This window comes from Corallococcus sp. M7 (assembly GCF_054512695.1).
Genome location: NZ_CM137252.1, coordinates 1,381,179 through 1,402,320 on the forward strand (window position 1 = coordinate 1,381,179; position 21,142 = coordinate 1,402,320).

The 21,142-nt window shown below is 70.2% G+C and carries 15 protein-coding genes; 9 read left to right on the top strand and 6 right to left on the bottom strand.

Going from position 1 to position 21,142, the window contains the following annotated elements; all coding sequences use genetic code 11:
• Positions 1-16 precede the first annotated feature (16 nt).
• Entirely contained in the window at positions 17-751 is a 735-nt protein-coding gene (locus tag ACX114_RS05730; RefSeq protein WP_459295506.1) for an alpha/beta hydrolase, read from the bottom strand.
• Complete coding sequence (locus ACX114_RS05735; protein ID WP_459295508.1) at positions 748-1,449, bottom strand: peptidylprolyl isomerase; 702 nt, start codon at positions 1,447-1,449, stop codon at positions 748-750. The genes ACX114_RS05730 and ACX114_RS05735 overlap by 4 nt, the downstream gene beginning before the upstream one ends.
• Before the next feature lie 75 nt (positions 1,450-1,524).
• Between ACX114_RS05735 and speD the strand changes: the two genes are divergently transcribed.
• Genes speD through ACX114_RS05770 form a run of 7 tightly spaced genes read left to right on the top strand, consistent with a single transcriptional unit; the run spans position 1,525 to position 8,641 of the window.
• Positions 1,525-1,875: an adenosylmethionine decarboxylase gene (gene speD, locus ACX114_RS05740; protein ID WP_120525197.1), complete on the top strand. Its 351-nt coding sequence runs from the start codon at positions 1,525-1,527 to the stop codon at positions 1,873-1,875.
• Positions 1,872-3,788 (top strand): DUF4178 domain-containing protein, encoded by a 1,917-nt coding sequence (locus ACX114_RS05745; protein ID WP_459295510.1) that lies wholly within the window; start codon positions 1,872-1,874, stop codon positions 3,786-3,788. Before speD ends, ACX114_RS05745 begins: the two co-directional genes overlap by 4 nt.
• Positions 3,789-3,807: 19 nt before the next feature.
• Positions 3,808-3,969 (top strand): hypothetical protein, encoded by a 162-nt coding sequence (locus ACX114_RS05750; protein ID WP_014393983.1) that lies wholly within the window; start codon positions 3,808-3,810, stop codon positions 3,967-3,969.
• Positions 3,969-4,196, top strand: a complete 228-nt coding sequence (locus ACX114_RS05755) for a DUF350 domain-containing protein (RefSeq protein WP_014393984.1) — start codon at positions 3,969-3,971, stop codon at positions 4,194-4,196. The genes ACX114_RS05750 and ACX114_RS05755 overlap by 1 nt, the downstream gene beginning before the upstream one ends.
• Before the next feature lie 13 nt (positions 4,197-4,209).
• Entirely contained in the window at positions 4,210-5,706 is a 1,497-nt protein-coding gene (locus ACX114_RS05760) for a polyamine aminopropyltransferase (RefSeq protein WP_459295513.1), read from the top strand.
• On the top strand, positions 5,697-7,328 hold the full coding sequence (locus tag ACX114_RS05765) for an FAD-dependent oxidoreductase (protein ID WP_459295515.1): 1,632 nt from the start codon (positions 5,697-5,699) through the stop codon (positions 7,326-7,328). Before ACX114_RS05760 ends, ACX114_RS05765 begins: the two co-directional genes overlap by 10 nt.
• Before the next feature lie 26 nt (positions 7,329-7,354).
• Complete coding sequence (locus tag ACX114_RS05770) at positions 7,355-8,641, top strand: threonine aldolase family protein (RefSeq protein ID WP_459295517.1); 1,287 nt, start codon at positions 7,355-7,357, stop codon at positions 8,639-8,641.
• A 76-nt stretch (positions 8,642-8,717) separates the two neighbouring features.
• Here ACX114_RS05770 and ACX114_RS05775 read toward each other — a convergent pair whose 3' ends face one another.
• The gene (locus ACX114_RS05775) at positions 8,718-9,149 is read right to left on the bottom strand and encodes a cupin domain-containing protein (protein WP_459295519.1); all 432 of its coding nucleotides are present in this window, start codon (positions 9,147-9,149) and stop codon (positions 8,718-8,720) included.
• A 253-nt stretch (positions 9,150-9,402) separates the two neighbouring features.
• Between ACX114_RS05775 and ACX114_RS05780 the strand changes: the two genes are divergently transcribed.
• Both ACX114_RS05780 and ACX114_RS05785 read left to right on the top strand, forming a co-directional pair.
• Positions 9,403-10,545, top strand: a complete 1,143-nt coding sequence (locus ACX114_RS05780; protein WP_459295521.1) for a hypothetical protein — start codon at positions 9,403-9,405, stop codon at positions 10,543-10,545.
• A gap of 13 nt (positions 10,546-10,558) precedes the next feature.
• Entirely contained in the window at positions 10,559-12,730 is a 2,172-nt protein-coding gene (locus ACX114_RS05785) for a bifunctional alpha,alpha-trehalose-phosphate synthase (UDP-forming)/trehalose-phosphatase (RefSeq protein ID WP_459295523.1), read from the top strand.
• A gap of 22 nt (positions 12,731-12,752) precedes the next feature.
• Here ACX114_RS05785 and ACX114_RS05790 read toward each other — a convergent pair whose 3' ends face one another.
• The 3 genes from ACX114_RS05790 to ACX114_RS05800 all read right to left on the bottom strand — a co-directional run bounded on the left by ACX114_RS05790 (position 12,753) and on the right by ACX114_RS05800 (position 21,093).
• Positions 12,753-15,044, bottom strand: a complete 2,292-nt coding sequence (locus tag ACX114_RS05790; RefSeq protein ID WP_459295525.1) for a hypothetical protein — start codon at positions 15,042-15,044, stop codon at positions 12,753-12,755.
• Between the two features lie 85 nt (positions 15,045-15,129).
• Complete coding sequence (locus tag ACX114_RS05795) at positions 15,130-18,792, bottom strand: DUF3857 domain-containing protein (protein WP_459295527.1); 3,663 nt, start codon at positions 18,790-18,792, stop codon at positions 15,130-15,132.
• A gap of 261 nt (positions 18,793-19,053) precedes the next feature.
• On the bottom strand, positions 19,054-21,093 hold the full coding sequence (locus tag ACX114_RS05800; RefSeq protein WP_459295529.1) for a glycosyl hydrolase family 18 protein: 2,040 nt from the start codon (positions 21,091-21,093) through the stop codon (positions 19,054-19,056).
• Positions 21,094-21,142 lie beyond the last annotated feature (49 nt).

A 21,142-nucleotide genomic window follows, 5' to 3' on the forward strand; every position in this document is an offset into this window, starting at 1 on the left:
CCTCCGTCCCGCGGCTTCAGCGCCCGTCCAGCCGCTTCACGAGGAATGCCGCCAGTTGCTCCAGCTCCTCCGTGATGATGGTGTGCCCACCGTCGAACGGCAGGAACTCCACCGGCAGCCCCGCGCCCGTCAGCAGGTCGCGCAGGCGCTCGCCCTCCTGGAAGGGCAACACCGGATCCTGCCGGCCATGTCCCTGGAACACCGGCAGGGACGGACGGCCTTGGACCTTGGGCTCCCATTCCTTCCCGGCGACCATGGCCCCGGACAACAGACACAGGCCGGCGGGGCACTCCTCCAGCCGCAGCGCCACGTCCGTGGACATCATCGCGCCCTGGCTGAAGCCACCCAGCACCACGCGGCTCAGGGGCACCTGGAGCGCCGCCACCACGCTCATCAGCGCCCGGCGCGCGGCGGGCATCCCCGGCGGCACGGTCTGGGAGTACTGCGACCAGTCCCGTCCCTGGCCCATCAGGATGGCCATGGGGATTTCAAACCACGCGCGGCCTCCGGGCATGCCCAGCGCGTCCAGCGACAGCAGGGCCTCCGGAAAGACGAACCGCACGCCCTGCGCCAGGCGGGGCGCGGCCATCATCAGCTCCGGCGCCAGCGCCACCAGGTCCGTGCCCGGCGCGCCGAAGCCGTGGCTCAACAGCACCACCAGCTCCGGCACCGCGCCCTCGGGGAGCGCGTCCACCACGTGGCAGTTCAGCTCTCCCAGCTTCGTGCGCACGTGGCGCGGGCGGAGGCTCACGGCTGCGTGTCGCTGATGGTGATGTGCTTGATGCTCACGTCCGTGAACGGCCGGTCCGCCCGGTTGCGCTCCACGCCGGCGATCTTCTGCACCACGTCGTAGCCCTTCACCGTCTCACCGAAGATGGTGTGCTTGCCCTTGAGGAACTGCGGCTTGGACGTGGTGATGAAGAACTGGCTGCCGTTGGTGCCCGGACCCGCGTTGGCCATGGCCAGCAGGCCCTCCTTGTCGAAGTCCCGGTTGCTCTGGAACTCGTCCCCGAAGCGGTAGCCCGGGTCGCCCCGGCCGGTGCCCGTGGGGTCGCCGCCCTGGATCATGAAGTCCGGGATGACGCGGTGGAAGAGGACGCCGTCGTAGAGCGGCTTGCCCTCCTCGCGCTCCCCCGTCTTGGGGTTGATCCACGGCTGCTCGCCGGTGGCCAGGCCCACGAAGTTCGCCACCGTCTTGGGCGCGTCCTTGGAGAAGAGCTTGATCACGATGGTGCCCTCGCTCGTCTCCATCGTGGCCCAGAGGTCCTGGCCCTCCAGGGCCTTCTTCTGGAAGCCCTTCGCGGAGGCCGCGTCTGTCTGCAGGCTCACCGTGCGGGTGGCCGGCGCGGAGTTGGAGGGGGCCTTCGCCGCGGGCGGCTGCTCCTTGTCCTTGGAGCACGCGGTCAGGGCGAGGCAGAGGAGTCCAGCAGTCAGGAATCGGGTGCGCATGGGGCGCGCATCCTAGCGGCTTTCGACCCGGCTCCAGCGTGTTAAAGAGGGTCTCCACTCCCGGAGGTTTCCCCTGTGACAACCGGACAGGAATGGCTGGTTGACGCGAGCGGCTGCGCGCCGGAGCGGCTCAAGGACGCGGCCGCGCTGGCGGCGCTCTTCGAGGAGCTGGTCGTCTTGATGGACCTGAAGGTCGTGGGCCAGCCGCAGTGGCACGTCTTCCCGGAGCCCGGCGGCGTCACCGGCCTGGCGCTCCTGGCCGAAAGCCACCTGGCCATCCACACCTTCCCGGAGCATGGCTTCGCGGCGCTCAACGTCTACTGCTGCCGCACCCGCGCGCGTCCGGACTTCGACGCGCTGGCGGCGAAGCACCTGGGCGCCACGTCGTGCCGTGTGCGCGAGCTGTCGAGAGGGGTGGAGGCGTGACGCAGGGGGCGTGTCCGTCGTGTGGCGCGAGCGTGGAGTTCTCCGCCGGGTCGGCGCAGGTCGTGGTGTGCGGCCACTGCCAGACGATGGTGGCCCGCGTGGGCGCGGAGCTGGAGGACCACGGCAAGGTGTCCCGCATCGTGGAGACGGACTCTCCGCTGCGCCTGGGGCTGGAGGGCCGCGTCAACGGCACCGCGTATCAAATCGTCGGGCACCTCCAGAAGGACCACGGCGCCGGCCCCTGGGACGAGTGGTACGTGGAGATGTCCGACGGGCGCACCGGCTGGCTCAGCGAGTCCGAGGGCGCCTTCCACTTGCTCTCCGACGCGGGCGTGGAGGAGGGCATCGAGCTGGAGCACCTGCACCCCGGCGACCGCCTGCGCCTGCGCAACCGCCCGCTGGTGGTGGAGGAGCGCGGCCACGGGCGCGTCGTCGCCGCGGAGGGGCAGCTCCCCAGCGACGTGGACCCGACCGCGGACAGCTACTACGTGGACGCCACCGGCCCGCGCGGCCTGTTCGTCACGCTGGACTTCGGCACGCGCGACCGCGACCCGGAGGTCTTCCTGGGGCAGCGGCTGGAGCTCAAGCAGTTGGGCATCCCCGCGGGCGAAATGCGCCCCCGCGTGCGCAAGGCCCAGCTCCAGCAGGCGCGCTGCACCAACTGCAACGGCCCGCTGGAATTGCGCGCGCCGGACCAGACGCTGCGCGTGGCGTGCCCGTACTGCGGCGCGCTGATGAGCGTGGCGCAGGGCAAGCTGGCCTTCCTCAAGCTGCTCCAGAAGCCGGAGCTGCCGGCGGCCCTCCAACTGGGCCAGAAGGGCACGCTCGACGGCACGGAGTGGCTCTGCATCGGCTACCAGGAGCGCTCGTGCGTGGTGGAGGGCACGCGCTACCCGTGGATGGAGTACCTGCTCTACAACGCGGCGCGCGGCTTCACCTGGCTGATGGAGTCCAACGGCCACTGGGTGTTCCTGACGCCCATGGCCGCCGGTGACGTCAGCGTCGTGCCGCAGGTGTCCGCCTTCTACGAGCGCCGCCGCTACAAGGCCTTCCAGTCCGTCACCGCCGTCACCGACGCGGTGGTGGGCGAGTTCTACTGGAAGGTCTTCCAGGGCGAGAAGGCGCGTGCCACGGAGTACGTCGCGCCGCCGTACTCGGTGAACGAGGACGCCACCGACAACGAGGTCACCTACACGCATGGCGAGTACCTCTCCCCGGAGACGGTGCGCGCCGCGTTCAAGCTGAAGGAGCCGCTGCCCAGGCCCCGGGGCATCGCGCCCAGCCAGCCCAACCTGCGCCGCGAGTCGATGATGCGCACGCTGCGCTGGTCCGCGGTGTGGCTGCTGGGCCTGTTCGTCCTGGCAGGCGTGCTCCATGCGCGCGCGCTCAACGCGCGGGTGCTGGACCTGCAGGTGACGCTGCCCCGGACCGCGACCTCCGGCTCCCCGGACGCCATGCACTTCAGCGAGCCCTTCGAGCTCGTGCGTGACGGCAACGTGCGGGCGGAGATCCACATGTCGCAGTCGCTCAACAACGCCTGGGTGGGCGTGCAGGGCGACCTGGTGAACCAGGACACGCAGGACGTGGTGAGCTTCTACGAAGAGGTGAGCTACTACCACGGGCGCGACAGCGATGGCTCCTGGAGCGAGGGCAGCCAGAACGGCAGCGTGTTCCTGTCATCCCTGCCCAAGGGCAAGTACGTGCTGCGGACGACCACGTCGTTCGACCCGAACCTGAAGCTCACGGGGCCCCAGTTGGGGCCGGTGCTCAGCTACCAGGTGGTGCTCACGCACGACACGCCCAACGAGAGCTGGTTCGTCATCGCGCTGGTGCTGCTGCTGGTGATTCCGGCGCTGTCGTTCTTCTTCGCCAACGGCTTCGAGACCGAGCGCTGGAAGGAAAGCAACCTGTGAGCGGGCAGGGAGGTGGACGATGAAGTACCTGGGCGGACTGGTGCTCGTGGCGTACGCGTGGGCCACCTATACGGGGTGGGCCCCATTCAGTGACGAGGAGCGCGGGCGGGTGACCGGCGACGTGAAGCGCGGTCCCGGCGGCGTGCTGCTGTGGACCGGTGGATTCATGGGAGGCAAGTGATGCTGTTGCTCGGAGTGGTGGTCACCCTGCAGGGAGTGCTGGCGAGCGTCATCTATTCGCTCATCGGCCTGGTGGTGTTCGTGGCCGGCTTCTACGTCATCCGCCTCATCCTGCCGTACGACGTGCACAAGGAGATCGAGGTCGACCAGAACACCGCGCTGGGCATCGTCATCGGCTCGTTCATCCTGGGCCTGGCCATCATCATCGCGGCGGCCATCAGCGGCTGAAACACGTGACGCTTTGAACAAGACGCTGCTCTTCCTCACCGTCCTCGTCATCGCGACGTGCGGGCTCATCTACGAGCTCATCGTCGGGACGCTCGCCAGCTACCTGCTGGGGGACAGCATCACCCAGTTCTCCACCGTCATTGGCGGCTACCTCTTCGCCATGGGCATTGGCAGCTACCTGTCGCGCTTCGTGGAGCGCGGGGTGGCCCAGCGCTTCGTGGAGATAGAGCTGGCCGTGGCCCTGGTCGGCGGCCTGTGCGCGCCGATGCTGTTCCTCACCTTCACGCTCACCAGCGTGTTCCCCGTGGTGCTGTATGGCAGCGTGCTCGTCATCGGCACGCTGGTGGGGCTGGAGATTCCCCTCCTGCTGCGCATCCTGCAGGACCAGCTCAAGTTCAAGGACCTGGTCAGCCAAGTGCTGACGTTCGACTACCTGGGCGCGCTCGCGGCCAGCGTGGCCTTCCCGCTGTTGCTGGTGCCGAAGCTGGGGCTGGTGCGCACGTCGCTGCTCTTCGGCCTGCTCAACGCGGGCGTGGGGTTGTGGAGCACGTGGTTGCTCGCGCCCGTCCTGGCCAACCCCGTGCGCCTGCGCGTCAAGGCGGTGGCGCTGTGCGCGGGGCTGCTGGTGTGCTTCGCGCTGGGGGACCGGCTCACCACGTTCTACGAGGACCAGCTCTACGCGGACGACGTCGTCCACGCCACGAGCTCCCCCTACCAGCGCATCATCGTCACGCGCGGCAAGCGGGGCTTCTCGCTGTTCCTCAATGGCAACCTCCAGTTCGCCAGCATCGACGAGTACCGCTACCACGAGTCCCTGGTGCACCCGGCCATGGTGCGCGCGCGGAAGGTGGAGCACGTGCTCATCCTGGGCGGCGGGGACGGGCTCGCGGCGCGCGAGGTGCTGAAGTATCCGGAGGTGAAGTCCGTCACGCTGGTGGACCTGGACCCGGCCATCACCGGGCTCGCCATGAACTACCCGGAGCTGGCGGCGCTCAACCACCACGCCCTGACGCACCCGAAGATGCGCGTCATCAACACGGACGCCATGCAGTTCCTGACGGAGGGCGCCAACGCCTGGGACGTCGTCATCGTGGACTTCCCGGACCCCAACAACTTCGCGCTGGGGAAGCTGTACACGACGGGCTTCTACAAGATTCTGAAGAAGCGCCTGGCGCCGGGCGGCGTGGCGGTCATCCAGAGCACCAGCCCCCTGTTCGCGCGGCGCTCGTTCTGGTGCGTGGAGACCACGCTGAAGGCGGCGGGCTTCTGGACGCAGCCGTATCACGCGCTGGTGCCGTCCTTCGGTGAGTGGGGCTACGTGCTGGTGGCGCAGGAGCCGGCCGGCCGCCACCGCGCGCTGCCGGAGGGGCTGGTGTTCCTGGACGAGGACACGCTGGAGGGGCTCACGCGCTTCTCCCCGGACATGTCCCCGCTGCCGGCGGAGGTGAACCGGCTGAACAACCAAGTGCTGGTGCACTACTACGAAGAGGAGTGGCGCCGGTGGAACTGACGCGGCGCGAGCTGGTGGCCGCGTTCCTGGGCGCCTCCGTGGCGAGCGCCTGTACGCGGCAGGCCGCTCGCGCGCCGGTGCCGGGCGCCATCGTGGACCGGGCGGTGGACACCGGCCACAAGTTGCGCACAGGGCCGCTGCCGCGCGCTCGGGACTTCGAGCCGGTGGGCGTGTTGATTGTCGGCGCGGGCGCGGCCGGGCTGTCCGCCGCGTGGCGCCTGTCCGCCGCGGGCGTGAAGGACGTGCGCGTGGTGGAGCTGGAGACGGAGGCCGGGGGCACGTCCCGTTCCGGCCGCAACGCCGTGTCCGCGTTCCCGTGGGGCGCGCACTACCTGCCATCCCCCCTGGAGGACAAAGGGCCGGTGATGCGGCTCCTGCGAGAGATGGACGCCGTCACCGGCGTGGACGCGGAAGGCCACCCGTCGTTCGCGGAGGAGCTGCTCATCCAGGAGCCCGACGAGCGCGTCTTCTACCGGGGCCACTGGTACGAAGGGCTGTACCTGCGCGCGGGCGCGAGCCCCGAGGACCTGGCGGAGCTGGAGCGCTTCGACACGAAGATGAACGCCTTCGCCGCCGCGCGCGACGCGAAGGGGCGCAAGGCGTTCGCGGTGCCGGGGGCGCTCTCCAGCGACGACGCGGAGTGGACCGCGCTGGACGCGGTGAGCATGGCGCGGTGGATGGAGGCGGAGGGCTTCCGCTCGCCCCGGCTGAAGTGGTTCGTGGACTACGCGTGCCGCGATGACTACGGCGCGACCTCCGAGCATGTCTCCGCCTGGGCGGGCATCTGGTACTTCGCCGCGCGGCAGAACGGGAAGGGGGAGCGCAGCGACGGCTTCCTCTCCTGGCCCGAGGGCAACGGCCGGCTGGTGAAGCAACTGGCGTCCTCGCTGGGGCCGCGTCAGTTGGAGACGCAGGTGCTGGTGCACACGGTGGAGCCGGGTGAGGACGGCTGCCGCGTGCACGCGCTGGATGCGCGCACCGGGGCGCCCCGGGCCTTCCATGCCCGGCAGGTGGTGCTGGCGTGCCCGCGCTTCGTCGCCGCGCACGTGGTGGCGCCCTGGCGTGAGGCGCGCCCCGCGTGGATGGACGCCTTCGTCTACAGCCCGTGGGTGGTGGCCAACCTGACGGTGTCCGCGCCTCCAGCGTCGCGGGGCTTCCCGCTGGCCTGGGACAACGTCCTCTATGAAAGCCGGAGCCTGGGCTACGTGGTGGCCACGCACCAGTCGCTGCGCCAGGACGCGCGCGGACCCACGGTGCTCACCTGGTACCTGCCCATGGCCGGCGCGGACGTGAAGGCGGAGCGCAATCAGGCCCTCTCCGCGACGTACGGGGACTGGGAGGCGCTGGTGATGGCGGACCTGTTGCCTGCGCACCCCGGGGTGGGCGCGCTCGCGCAGCGGCTGGAGGTGCAGCGCTGGGGCCACGCCATGGTGCGGCCCCAGCCCGGCTTCATCTGGGGCGAGGCTCGCCGCGCCGCGCAACAGAGCCTGGGGCGGCACCTGCACTTCGCGCACACGGACCTGGGCGGCATGGCCCTCTTCGAGGAGGCCAACTGGTTCGGCGTGCAGGCCGCGGAGCGGGCCCTGGCGGGAATGGGGCTCAAGAGCGCCAGTTGGTTGTAGCCACCGGAAGCGGGAGGGAAGGGCACATGAAGGACAGTCGCTTCAGCCGGGCGGAGTTCCTCGGACTCACCAGCCTGCTCGCGGGCTCCACGCTGTTTCCGACCCGGGGCGAGGCGGCTCCGGACGGGGGCACGCCGTCCCTGCGCACCACCAAGTCGCCGGGACTTCAAGGTGTCCCCGCGGCGAACGCGAACGCCGCGGCGCCCAAGCCGGGCGCACCGGCGCCTTCCGCGGCCGAATATGAGCAGCTGCGCAAGGGCTGCACCGCGTCGCTGCCGGTGACCTCCACGTCCGACGATGGCGCGGAGTACGTGCGCATTGGCGAGTGGATGCAGCGCCAGAAGCTGACCAGTGACTTCTACGGCAACGGCGACTTCGTGCAGGCCTTCGAGAAGAAGCTCGCGGACCTGCTGGGCTTCGAGGACGCGTGCTTCATGCCCACGGGCACCATGGCGCAGCTCATCGCGCTGCGCATCTACGCGGACTCAAGCAACGTGCGCACGGTGGGCGTGCACCCGTCGTCACACCACGTGCTGCATGAGGACGACGCCTACTCCGTGCTGCACCAACTGCGCACGGTGAACCTGGGGCCGTGGACGCGGCCGCTGCTGGCGGAGGACGTGACGAGGTCCCCCGACACACTGGGGAGCGTCAGCGTGGAGCTGCCGGTGCGCTGGCTGGGCGGGCAGCTCCAGACGTGGGAGCAGCTCCAGGAGCTCAAGCGCACCTGCCGCGACAAGAAGGTGAAGCTGCACATGGACGGCGCGCGGCTGTGGGAGAGCCAGCCCTTCTACGGCCGCTCCTACGCGGACATCTGCAAGGGCTTCGACTCCGTCTACGTGTCCTTCTACAAGATGGTGGGCGGTATCGGCGGCGCGATGCTGGTGGGCAGCCGCGACTTCATCAAGGAGTCGCGCGTGTGGCGCCACCGGCACGGCGGCAACCTGTTCCACCTGGCCCCGCTGGTGGCCTCCGCCGCCATGCGCTTCGACGCGGCGCTGACCGCCATCCCCGGCTACGTGAAGCGGGCGAAGGCCCTCACCACGCTCATCGCGGCGGACCCGCGCGTCACCGTGCTGCCGCAGCCCGTGCAGACGAACATGTTCCACGTGTTCCTGCGCGGCTCACCCCAGGCGTACAACCGCCAGCGCGACCGCATCGCGCGCGAGGACCGCGTCTGGGTGGCGGGAGGCTTCGGGCAGACGCGCGTGCCCGGCGTCGTGTCCACGGAGCTTCAGGTGAGCGAGGGGCTCCAGAACATCAGCGACGCGGACGCGGCCAGGGCCTTCCTGCGTCTGCTGGAGGCGGCCTGACGTCTGGCCGCCAACCCTGACGTCGGGTGTCAAAGTCAGACACCCGACGTATGAAACACAGCACCGCGGTCGTGCGTCAGGCGGCCTTCTTGACGCTGTACTGCGGCTCCTGCTCCTGAGCCTTCAGGAAGAACTCCGAGTCGAGCAGCATCACGATGCGGCCCTTGTCGTCGTGGAACGCGATGGGGCCGTGCGCGGTGAAGTGCACGAGCGACTCCTCCAGCGCGGTGGTGGCGGGGTGCTCGGCGCCCAGCGGCTCGAACTCGTAGTCACCCGCGCGGGTGATGCCCAGGCGGTCCTGCGTCGAGCCGGAGAGGATGAAGATCTCCGCCGGGTCCAGGTGCTTGTGCGGCGCGAAGACAGCGCCCTTCTCCATCTTCAGGATGGCGCTCCACACGCCCGTCTCCGCGCTCACGCGCAGCAGGCGGTAGGACGTTCCAGGGCCGAGCGGCTTCCACTCGAGGTCGGCGGTGTGAACCAGTCCATTCATCATCGACATTCCGGACATGAAAGCCTCCGCGGTCAGCCCTGCGTCTGTGTGTCTTCAGTCATGATAACGCCCGGAAAGGAAAACCTTGCAAGTTAGTCTCACGTGTCGGGTTGTTGTCTTTGAGCCACCCCTTTGTCTCAGGAAGATTTCACGGCGGCTGTCCGCCACCGCCGTTGTCAGCCGCATTTTCTGATCAGGCAGAAAGAGTCCGGTGCTGGCGGACCCATGTGGAAACCCGCATGGAGGTCCAACTGGTAGTCTCCCGGTCCCGATGCCCCGTCTCCTCTCGCCCGCGCAGGCCTGGCTGTTCGGCCGTGGCGTGGACCTCACCGTGTTCACCGGCAGCGCGCTCGTGTCCGTGGCCTTCGTGCTGGCCGCGCCGTGGCTGGGGGCGGTGGGGGACACGCCCGCGTGGGCGTGGCTCCTGTTCGTGGTGGGCGTGGACGTGGCGCACGTCTGGTCCACGCTGTTCCGCACGTACCTGGACGGCGAGGAGGTGTCGCGCCGCCCGGGCCTCTACGTGGGCGCGCCGCTCGCCGCGTATACGGCGGGCGTCTTCGCGTACATGGCGTCTCCCGGCGCGTTCTGGAGTCTGTTCGCGTACGTGGCGCTGTTTCATTTCATCCGCCAGCAGTACGGCTGGGTGGCGCTCTACGACCGCAAGGCGCGCGCGTCCGCCTTCGAGCGGCGCCTGGACGCCGCGGCCGTCTACGCCGCCACGCTGGGCCCCGTCGTGTGGTGGCACGCGAACCTGCCCCGCGCCTTCTGGTGGTTCGTGGAGAACGACTTCCTCTCCGGCCTCCCGCGGTGGATGGGCACCGCGGCGCTGGGCGCGCACGCGGCGGTGCTCACGCTGTGGGCGGGCTTCCAGCTCTCGCGCATCGCGCGGGGCGAGGGCGTACAGGCCGGCAAGGTGCTGCTGGTGGTGGCCACGTGGGTGGCGTGGTTCGGCGGCATCGTGCTCGCGCGGGACGACTTCGCGTTCACGGTGATGAACGTGGTGCTGCACGGCGTGCCGTACTTCGCGCTCTTGTTCCGCTATGCACGCGGGCGCCACGCGGAAGGGGGCTTCGGCGACATGGGCGTGCTCCTGCGCGCGGGGCTGCCGGGCTTCCTGCTGTTCCTCGCGGGACTGGCGCTCGTGGAGGAGGGGTTGTGGGACGTGCTGGTGTGGCACGACCGCCCGGTGTTGTTCGGCGACAGTGGACCTGTCCTGGAGACGGATGTGCTGGCGCTCGTGGTGCCGCTGCTTGCGCTGCCGCAGGCCACGCACTACGTGCTGGACGCCTTCATCTGGAAGGCGGGGCGGGAGCCCGCGTTGCTGGTCCGGCTCGGCTGGGCACGGGCGGGCCAGGGGCCCTCAAACGTCAGCCAGGCGCACAAGGTGGTAGCCATTCCCGGAGGGGGTGAATAGAGCTAGTGGGTCTATGGCTCGACTCCTGCTCGTTTCGAACCGTCTTCCCGTCACCGTCAAGGCGGAGAAGGATTCCGTCTCCGTGGTGCGCAGCGCCGGGGGGCTCGCCACCGGGCTCAGCCGCCCGCACGAGCGCTCCGGAGGCCTGTGGATCGGCTGGCCCGGGGATGTCTCCCGGCTGACGGACGCCCAGCGCGCGCAGGTGGAGAAGCAGCTGGCGGACCTGCGCTGCGTGCCGCTGTACCTGTCCGCCAGCGAGGTCAGCCGCTTCTACGAGGGCTACTCCAACCGGGTGCTCTGGCCGCTGTGTCACTACATGCTGGACCGCGTCCCCCGGCAGGACCGGGACTGGGACGCCTACCGCAAGGCGAACGAGCGCTTCGCCGACCTGGCCGCGAAGCACTACCAGCCGGGCGACACCATCTGGGTGCATGACTACCAGCTCATGCTGGTGCCCGGGATGCTGCGCCAGCGCCTGCCGCACGCGCGCATCGGCTACTTCCACCACATCCCGTTCCCGTCGTCCGAAATCTTCAGCACGCTGCCCCGGCGCGGAGAGCTGCTCAGGGGCCTCTTGGGCGCGGACCTCATCGGCTTCCACGCGGTGAGCTACGTGCGGCACTTCTCCGGCACGCTGCTGCGGCACCTGGGGCTGGACACGGACATCGACCGCGTCCTCTTCCAGGGGCGCGAGGTGCGCGTGGGCGCCTTCCCCATGGGCATCGACGCCACCGCCTTCGAGACGCTGGCGAACGAGCCCGCGGTGATGGACGAGGTGAAGACGCTGAAGGAGCGCGCCCACGGCGAGCGGCTGCTCGTGGGCATCGACCGGCTGGACTACACCAAGGGCATTCCCCGGCGCCTGCTCGCGGTGCAGCGCGTGCTGGAGCGGGAGCCGTCCCTGCGCGGGCGCCTGCGCTTCATCCAGGTGGCGGTGCCCAGCCGCACGCAGGTGCAGGCCTACGCTGAATACCGCGAGACGGTGGACGAGCTGGTGGGCCGCATCAACGGCCTCTACGGCACCGTGCACAGCACGCCCGTGCACTACCTCTACCGCTCGCTCAACGAGAAGCAGCTGGTGAGCCTCTACCGCGGCGCGGACGTGATGCTGGTGACGCCCGTGCGCGACGGCATGAACCTGGTGGCCAAGGAGTTCTGCGCGGCCCGCCCGGACGAGGACGGCGTGCTGGTGCTCAGCGAGTTCGCGGGCGCGGCGGCGGAGATGCGCGACGCGCTGCTGGTGAACCCCTACGACGTGGAGGGCATGGCGGACGCCATCGAACAGGCGCTGGAGATGCCCGGGCCCGAGCGAAAGGAGCGCATGCGCTGCCTGCGCGCGGGCGTGAAGACGCGGGACGTGCACTGGTGGGTGGCCAGCTTCCTGGACCGGCTCCAGGGGCTGCCGTCAGTGGCGGAGAAGCCGCCGCTGCCGGACGGCATGCTCGCCGTGGACAAGCTGAAGGGGCCGGGCCGCAAGGTGCTGCTCCTGGACTACGACGGCACGCTCGTGGGCTTCGCTCCCACGCCGGAGATGGCCGCGCCGGATGAAGAGTTGATGACGCTGCTGCGGGAGCTGAGCGCCCGGCCGGACCTGTCCGTGCACATCGTGAGCGGCCGCCCGCGCGAGACGTTGGACGCGTGGTTCGGCGAGCTGCCCGTGGGGCTGCACGCGGAGCACGGCCTGTGGTCGCGCATGCGGCGGGGCCAGCCGTGGCAGGCGCTGCCGGGCGTGTCCTTCGAGTGGAAGCCGAAGGTGAAGCCCGTGCTGGACGCGTTCGCGGCGCGGGTGACGGGCTCGTTCGTGGAGGAGAAGACGGCGTCGCTCGCGTGGCACTACCGCAAGGTGGACGCGGAGTTCGGCGCGCTCCAGGCGCGCGAGCTGCGCCTGCTGCTCTTCGAGAAGTTCTCCGAGGAGCCCATGAACATCCTGCCCGGAGACCGGGTGGTGGAGGTGCGGCCCAAGGGCGTCAACAAGGGCCGCGTGGTGCCGGAGGTGCTGAAGGACGAGGCGCCGGACGTGCGCGTGGTGGCCCTGGGCGACGACGTCACCGACGAGGACCTCTTCGCGGCGGTGCCCCCGGGTGGCATCACCGTGCACGCGGGCAACAAGCACACGCGCGCGGCGTACCGCCTGGAGGGGCCGCCGGAGGTGCGGCGGTTCCTGAAGGCGCTGCTCGGGAAGTAGCCGCCGGGGCGCGGCGTGGGCGTCAGAGATTGAAGCCCACGTTGCCCACGGAGATGCTGGGTCCGAAGATGAAGGACCACTTGCTGGAGGGCACCACGGTGTCGGTGGTGGGGTCTCCGTTGGTGCGCCGGGTGATGTCGCCCCGGAACTCGCGGGCAATCCACGCCTGCGCGCCCACAGCCGCGCCCGGACCGATGGGCACCCGCAGGCCCAGGCCCAGCACGGCCGCGAGCGTGGGCGGGAACTGGATGTCCCCGGACTGCGGCACCAGGCCCAGGCCCATCAGGCCCATCTCGATGCCCAGCAGGCGCTCCTGGCCCTCGTTGTTGAGCAGCGCCAGGCGCGACAGCACGCCGAAGTTGATGGCCAGCTGTCCCGTGGGCTGCGTCGCGCGGTAGAGGCCCGCGGGGATGGTGGCCATGGTGTAGAGGCGGAACATGCCGCCGCGCACGATGGCGGTCCACTGCGCGGACGGCAGGCCCGTACGGTCCACCGTGGAGAGGGCGTAGCGGGACTCGTCCGCGACGTGCGCCACCTGCACGAGGATGCGGTCGTACTGGCCCAGGTTGCCCTGCACGGGGATGACGCGCATCTCACCCTTGGGCCGCAGGAACAGGCGCTGATCCACGCTGCTCTCGCCCCGGACGGAGTTGTCGGACTTCGTCACGGTGATGCGCAGGGTGATCTCCTGGTTGCCCTCCTCCGGCGTGAGGCGCTCGCGGTGGACGACGACGCGGCAGGTGTTGCGCATGGCGTACTCCAGCCGGTGCGGACGGCTGGGGGAGAGCCTCTCGTCGTTGCCCTCCTTGTCCGCGCAGATGAGCTCCACCAGGTTCTCCACGTTGGTGGGCACGCTGGCCTCACGCACCGCGCGCTGCACGCGCTCGTCGGTGAGGAACAGGTCGGACGTGGCCAGCTCCGCCGGCAGCGTGGGCAGCCGGTAGCCGAAGCGCAGCGACACGAAGCCGCCGGAGGTCGCCTCGCCCTGGATGAGCGTGGCGGACTCGCGCACCGCCACGGTGTAGGCCCCGCCCAGCGGGCGCAGCACGAAGCGGCCCAGGCCGCCGTTGGACGCCACCGTCACCTCCGCGGGGCGGTTGGTGGGCACGAAGTCGATGGCGCCGTGGCCGGGCAGCTCCAGGGTCGCGCGGGGGACGGGCGCGGCCTGCGTGTCCGCCGTCTCGGACGCCACCACCGTGCCGTCCACGCGCGACGTGATGGCGGTGACGACGACCTGGGGCTCGTTGGTTCCGCTGGTGCGCAGGAGCACGTACGTGCCGTCCTGTGCCTTCACCACGCGCTCCACCCGCACGCGCGCGCCGTTCACCGTCCACAGCAGGCCGCGCGGGTCGTGCGCGCAGGACGCGTCCAGGCGCATCACCAGCCCGGAGTTCTCCGCGTCGCGCAGCACCGTGCCCTCCACCGCGGAGATGGGGCACGCGAGCACGGGCAGTGTCTCCGAGAAGGAGGTCTCCAGCGCGTCCCCCTTCGCGAAGAACACGCGCGGCACCAGCCGCAGGCGCAGGCTCACCGTGGGGTTCAGTCCCGGCACGTTGCGGATGGACACGGCGCCCTCGGTCACCTCGCAGCGCGCGGTGCCGCAGTCCACGGACGCGATGGCCTCCGAGTGCGTCACCGCCGCGTAGCCGGGGCCCTTGGACAGGTCCACGCCGGAGGACTGCACCAGGGGCCGCGTGAGCACGGTGCGGCCGGGGCGCAGGCGGAAGTACTCGTCGTCCAGGAAGCGCCCGTTGGCGTCGTACGTGGCCACGTCCGCGCCCCTGCGGCCGTAGGCGGGGATCCACGACAGCACCGCGTCCGTGGGCAGGCCGGGCGTCAGCGGGACGGCGCACTCGTTGGGGGCGTTGGGCTCCAGGCAGAAGTCCTGGCCGTCCAGCGAGGCCGTCTTCGGATCCACGCCCCGGGGCGTCCCGGACCAGGCGATGGCCACGTTCTTCAGGCCGGTGCCTTTGAGCTCCAGCCGTCCGTCGTCCGGGTAGAACGTGGTGGAGGCGCTGTCGATGCGCGGGAAGGGGCCGGTGGCCACCACCACCACGGTTTCCGTGGTCGTGGCGCAGGAGGCCTCGTCCGCGGCGACCTTCAGCTCCAGCGTGCGGTTGGAGTCATCCGCGCGCGTGGGGGGCTTGAGCGTGCGGCCCTCCAGCACCCAGCCGCCGCGCACGGGGCCGCACAGCACGCCCTTGGGGATGACCTCCACCGCCCGCGCGCCTTCGGGAAGCTGGACGACAGGGGAGGCGGTGGCGGCCGTCGCCACCAGCAGGCAGCCAAGGACGAGCGCGCGTACAGGGTGCATGCCTCTGCTTAAGCACGGAGGGCCGCGTCCGGGTCAAGCCCTCCGTGCTGATGCGACACCAGGCAGGCGTCGCGAGTGTCCGCGATTACCGCGAAGCCGTCTTCTGCCCCGGCCCCTGCAGCAGGATGCGGCGGCCGAAGGCGCGGTCCACCCGGCCCAGGAACTCGCGGAACTGGGGGTATTCGTCCGCCTTGATGCGGGCGACGGAGAGGGCCACTTCACCGTCCGCGACGAGCGCGCCGTTCTCCACGCGGTAGCTGAGCTTCACGCGGCCGAACTTCGTGGTCTCCTCCACCGCCTGTGGCATGTCCGCCACGGTGTAGCCGCCGGGCAGCGTGTAGCGCAGCTTGAAGGTGTTCACCCAGGGGCTCTGCATCACCAGGTCGAAGCGGCGCTCGGCGAGCGACGCGTAGGCCTGCTGGTAGGTGCGCCCCGTGCCGAAGGGCAGGAAGCGCAGGCTGCCGCCGGGCAGCACCTCCGCGTAGCGCGGGATGCCCATGTTGAAGTCCAGCGTCACGTCGTCATCCAGGCGGGTGGTGTCGCTGAGCTTCACCTCGCGCACGGTGAGGCCGGGGAAGCTCTGCGCCCAGGCGCGCTCGAAGGTGGACTTGCGCGTGGACTCCGGGCGGTAGGCGCGGCGGTAGTCCGGCGCGGACTGGCCGGACACGCTGCTCTGGCCCTTCACGTCCGCGCCGCCGTCCGGCCGCAGCGCCACGTCCATGGCCAGCGTCGTCTTGTTGTCCTCCGCCTTCGCCTCCGGCGTGGTGAGGAAGTTGCTCGTCCCGTTGGGGTCCACCACCAGCACGTTGGCCACGCGGTCCGCGGAAGGCAGCTCCTTGGCGCCGTGGAACTCCGCCGTGCCGTCCAGGTACAGGTCGAACTTCGGCACGTACGCGATGGCGTGGTTGAAGGCCGCCAGCGACGCGGGCTCCGCGTCCAGCGCGCCCAGGTTGCGCATGCGCAGGAGCACCAGCCGGCTGTCCACGCCCGCCACCTTCAGCATGGAGTGGATGAGGCTCGCCTTGTCCTTGCAGTCGCCGAAGCGGCGCGCGAGCACGCGGTCCACGCGGTACGGCTTGAAGCCGTGGATGCCGAACTCCAGCGCCACGTAGCGGGTGTTGGTGACGACGAAGGAGTAGATGGCGCGCACCACGGCCAGCTGGTCCTTGCGGTCCACGCCGGTGAGCACCTGGTCCACGGTGGTCTTCAGCTCCGCGTTGGGCTGGAGCTGGTCACGCACCAGGCCCCACCAGTAGTGGCCCACCTGGTCCCACGTCTTGTACGTGGAGATGTGCAGGTTCTGGGCGACCTCCGCCCAGCCCGGCATGCCCGGCTCCGGCACCACCTTGGAGACGTGCTTCGCGCCGAAGCGGTACACGGTGCGGCCGGACTCGGGCGACTCCTGCTGCTGGTCCACGCCGGCCAGGCGGCTCTTGTTCCAGTACAGCGGCCGCTCCTTGGGCATGTCCACGACGTACTGGAAGCGCACCTTCGGGTAGGTGCCCTGCACGCTCTCCACGTCGCCCCAGTAGTCGGACAAGAGGTTGTCCTGCGCGGTGTCGTCCAGGCGGTAGGTGAGCTCCAGCGTGTCACCGGCGGAGAGCGACGGGAACGACAGGATGCGCGCGCGGGCGTCGTAGTACATGCCCGTCCACGGCTCGTTGATGTTGCGGTCCGCGTCGCCGTAGCTGTCCACCACGGAGCCGTCCGGCTTCGTCACGCGGGCGCGCAGCACGCGCACCTCCTGGCGGTCCGGCGAGTACGTCACCGGAATGCTGCGGAACGCATCCACGCCGCGCTGGTTGTACACGCGCACCACCATCTGCTGCATGCGGCTGGACAGGCCGCTCTTCTGCACGCGCACGTAGGTGTTGTCGACGAGGTAGAGGGCGTCCTCGTTCATGTAGCCCTCGGCCTCCTTGGACAGGGGCTTCGCGTCCACCAGGTACTGGGTGCCCGCGCTCTCGGACTCACCCTTGAGCGTGCGCAGGGCCTCCTTGAGGCCGGGGTTCTGCGGGCGCAGCTGCAGCGACTTCTCGAAGGCGGCCAGGGCGGGCTCGCGCTGACCGGCGGCGAGCAGCGCGCGGCCCTCGCGCTCGTAGACCTCCGGCTCGTCCGGGGAGAGCGCCTTGGCCTCCGTGAAGAGGGCGGTGGCCTCCTCCACGGCGCCGTTGGCGGCCTTGAGCTCCGCCAGCCGCACGCGGCTGCCGTTGTCGAAGGGGTTCAGGTCGGTGAGCTTCGCGTACTCGCGCTCGGCGGCGTCCACCTTGCCCGCGTCCGCGAGCATGGAGGCCAGCTGGCGGCGGGTGTTGGCGTCGTCGTAGCGCAGCGCCAGCACCACGCGCATGCGGTCCATGGCCTCCTGCGCGCGGCCCAGCTGACGGGACGCCGCGGCGGCCACGCGCACCACGCGGGGCACGCGCGGCTGCTGGCGGAAGGCCTCTTCAATCAGCGCGTGCGCCCGGGCGCGCTCGCCCAGGGCCTCCGCCGCGCGGGCGAGCAGGAGGCGCGCGCCCGGCACGTTGCGGCCGTCCTCCACCTCCATGAGGGGGGCGAGCAGCGGCTGCACGCGCTCCGGGTGACCGCGGTCCAGCTCATGGTCCGCCAGCGCCAGGCGCGCGGGGGCGTAGGTGGGGTCCGCCTTCACGGCGGCCTCCAGGAAGCGGCGGCGCTCGTTGAGGTCGTCCGTCTGGGTGTTGGCGGCCAGGACCTGGAGGCGCGCGTCGCTGGGGGCGGTCTCCGCCGCGAGCGCGGCCTCGGCGCTGGCGGTGTGCTCGCGCTCGTCATACGCGCGGAAGAAGGACAGCACCTGGGCGTAGTCGCCGCGAAGCTGGGCGTCGTCCGGGTTCTTCTCCACCAGCGCGCGCAGCGAGGAGGTCAGCGTGGGCAGGGGCTGCGGCGCGGGCGCGGGCATGCGCTCCAGGGCGGGGGCCTTGGCGGGCAGCGAGGCGCGGGCGGACGCGGACTCCGAGCGCAGGTAGAAGCCCAGCGGGCCGGACTCCTGGCACACCTTCACCAGCACGCGGTTGAGGCCCTTCTTGAGCTTCACCGACACGCGCGTCTGGTCCGGGCGCGGCAGGTTGTAGCGGTCCTCCTTGGACGCGAGCTGCCCGTTCACCCACAGGCGGTAGCCGCCGGAGGTTCCCAAGGCCAGCGGCACGCGCGTGTCCTGCGGCACCTCCAGCCAGGTGAGCGCGTACGCCACGGACTCCTTGTTGGGGCGCACCGCGGTGGCCAGGTCCACGTAGCCATCCGCGGACGTGACGGACAGCTTGCGCCAGGTGGCCTCGTGGCCCTTGGCGCCGGGGTAGCGCGCGGTGAGGTCCAGGTTGGCGGCCTCCGGACCGAAGTCCGTGTCGCAGCCGGCCTTGCCCTCGTTCTCGAAGCCGCCCACGACGTAGTAGTCGTTGACGAAGCCCAGCCACTGGCGGACCTCGTTGGCGCGCACCATCCGGCCGCGCGAGCGCTCCGCGTCCATGAGCAAGATCTGCGCGGTGGTACGCGTGTTCGCGTCAGAAGTACGGCGCGAGGCAATCTGCTGGTAGGTGCTCACCAGCGGGGTGAGGTCCTCCACGTCATCCACCAGCGCGTGCATGCGCAGGAGCGCGGCGCCGCCGCGTGGCGAGTTGGCGGCCTTGACGGCCTCGGCCGCGTACTCGCGGGCCCGGTCGTCCGCGTTCGGCTTCGCGAGCCCCAGCACGGGGCAGGTGAGCACGACAAGTGCGGCCAGCGATGTGAAACGCGACATCCGTTCTCCTCGAAGTTCGACGGCGCCCGGGGGCAGGCAGGGGGCGATGACGCCAGTGAACAGGCGGACCCGTCACGGACTTCCCCTGCATGAGGCCCCGGACGGCGGGCAGGCAACCCATCCGCGCCCCACTCTATGCCGGACCGGTGTGGGGCGGGGTGGGCCCGTGAAGGCCAGGGCACGAAAACACACAGGGCCGGCGCGGGCGCTGGATGCCCGTGCCGGCCCCGGTGTGTGCGCGTTCCCCCCGAGGGGGAGGCGTCAGTGGAGCTTGTTGTAGAGCGCGTTGACGAGGCTGCCGTCATCGCCGCTCAGTTCCCAGAACATCGCGCCGCCCAGGCCCTTGGACAGGATGTAGTCCGACTTGGCGTTCATGCTCTGCACGTCGTCGTAGGCCACCCACACCTTCGTGGTCGGGCTGTAGACGTAGGCCTGCTTGCTCTCCGGGTGGAAGAACTTCGTGTAGCCGGAGCCCGCGCGCTCGTAGTTGGCCTTGAGGTCCTTGTAGTCGAACACGCCGGTGAGGCCGGACTGGCCGTCATCCCAGGTGCCCTTGGTGGGGACGCCGGACTGGAACAGGCCGTTGTTCACGTTGGGCACGTTGCCCCAGCCGCGGCCGTAGAAGGGCACGCCGACGACGATCTTGGAGGCGGGCACGCCCAGCTGGAGCATCCTGGCGATGGAGCCGTCCGTGTAGAAGCCGTCGTTGGCGCCCGGGTCGCCCGTCACGCGGTCCAGCGCGGAGTGGAAGTTGACCGTGCTCTCGAAGGCGCCGTGGTAGTCGTAGGACATCACGTTGATCCAATCGAGGATGCCGGCCAGCTTCACGGTCTCCTGCTTGTTGGAAAGCAGGTCCGGCGACGCGCCTGACGCGATGGTGAGCAGGTAGGACTGGCCCGTCTGCGCCGTCACGGCGGCCAGCTGGGTGCGGAACTCCTGCATGAGCAGGGTGTAGTTCACCTTGTCCGCGGGGCTGCTGATGTTGTCCGGCAGGCCGCCGCCGGTGGGGTACTCCCAGTCCACGTCGATGCCGTCGAACACGCCCACGCCGTTGGCCGGGGTGACGCCGGGGAACTGGCCCTTCACGTACAGGTCCACGCAGGACTTCACGAACGCGGTGCGCGACGCGGCGGTGGCGGCGACCTGCGAGAAGTACTTGGACCAGGACCAGCCGCCAATGGAGATGAGCAGCTTGAGGTTCGGGTTGGTCTTCTTCAGCTCCTTGAACGCGCGGAAGTTGCCGCGCAGCGCGCCCGGGTCCCACTCGCCGGGGTAGCCGAAGCCCTTGTCGATGTCCGCGAACGGATCCCCGAGGATGCACTTGCCGTCCGGGGAGATGTTGGAGAAGGCGTAGTTGATGTGCGTGAGCTTCGACGCCGGGACGTTGGAGACCTGGTAGTTGCGGCCGTAGATGCCCCACGCGGTGAAGTAGCCGACGATCTTCTTTCCGCCCGGAGGAGGCGGCGTGGTGGGCAGCTCCACCACGACGCTCACGGTCTTGGTGCCCACGTTGCCCGCGGCGTCGTACGCCTTCACGGTGTACGTGTACGTGCCGTTCTGCGCGGACGTGGAGATGGCGCGAGTGAACGACGACGCGGTGGCCACGAGCGTGCCGTTCTCCAGGATCTCAATCTTCGTCACGCCGGTGTCGTCGGTGGCGCTGGCGGAGACGGTGAAGGAGCCGGCGGCGGTGATGCGGGACGCGCTGGAGCTGGCGGTGACGACGGGGGCGGTGACGTCGCCGGTGGAGGGAATGGCGACGGTGACGGTGACGGTCTTCGAGCCCACGTTGCCCGCGGCGTCATAGGCCTTCACGGTGTACGTGTACGTGCCGTTCTGCCCGGAGCCGGAGAAGCTGCGCGTATAGGAGGACGCGGTGGCGACCAGCGTGCCGTTCTCCAGGATCTCGATCTTCGTCACGCCCGTGTCGTCGGTGGCGCTGGCGGAGACGGTGATGGAGCCCGCGGTGGTGACGCTCGTCTTGCTGCTCGACGCGGTGACGACGGGCGCGGTGGTGTCGCCGCCGCCCGTCACGGGGCCCAGGTCCAGCCACAGCGCGGCCACGGCCGTCGGCGTCCAGTCCGCCTGGGACGTGTGGGCCTGACGGCATTGATAGACGCGGCCTTCATAGGTGACGCGCGTGCCCACGGAGTAGGCGACGCCCACGGCCCACGCGGCATCCAGCGGCGCCTTCATCACGCTGCCAGGACCTTCGGCCTCGGGAGCGAAGGACTCCTGACCACAGCCAGCGACGGTCAGCGCGGACGCCACCAGGCCCACAATCCACTTGCTACGACGCATTCGTGTTCTCCTCGCCTGCGGTACACGCGGAAGGAGTCACGCACCCATT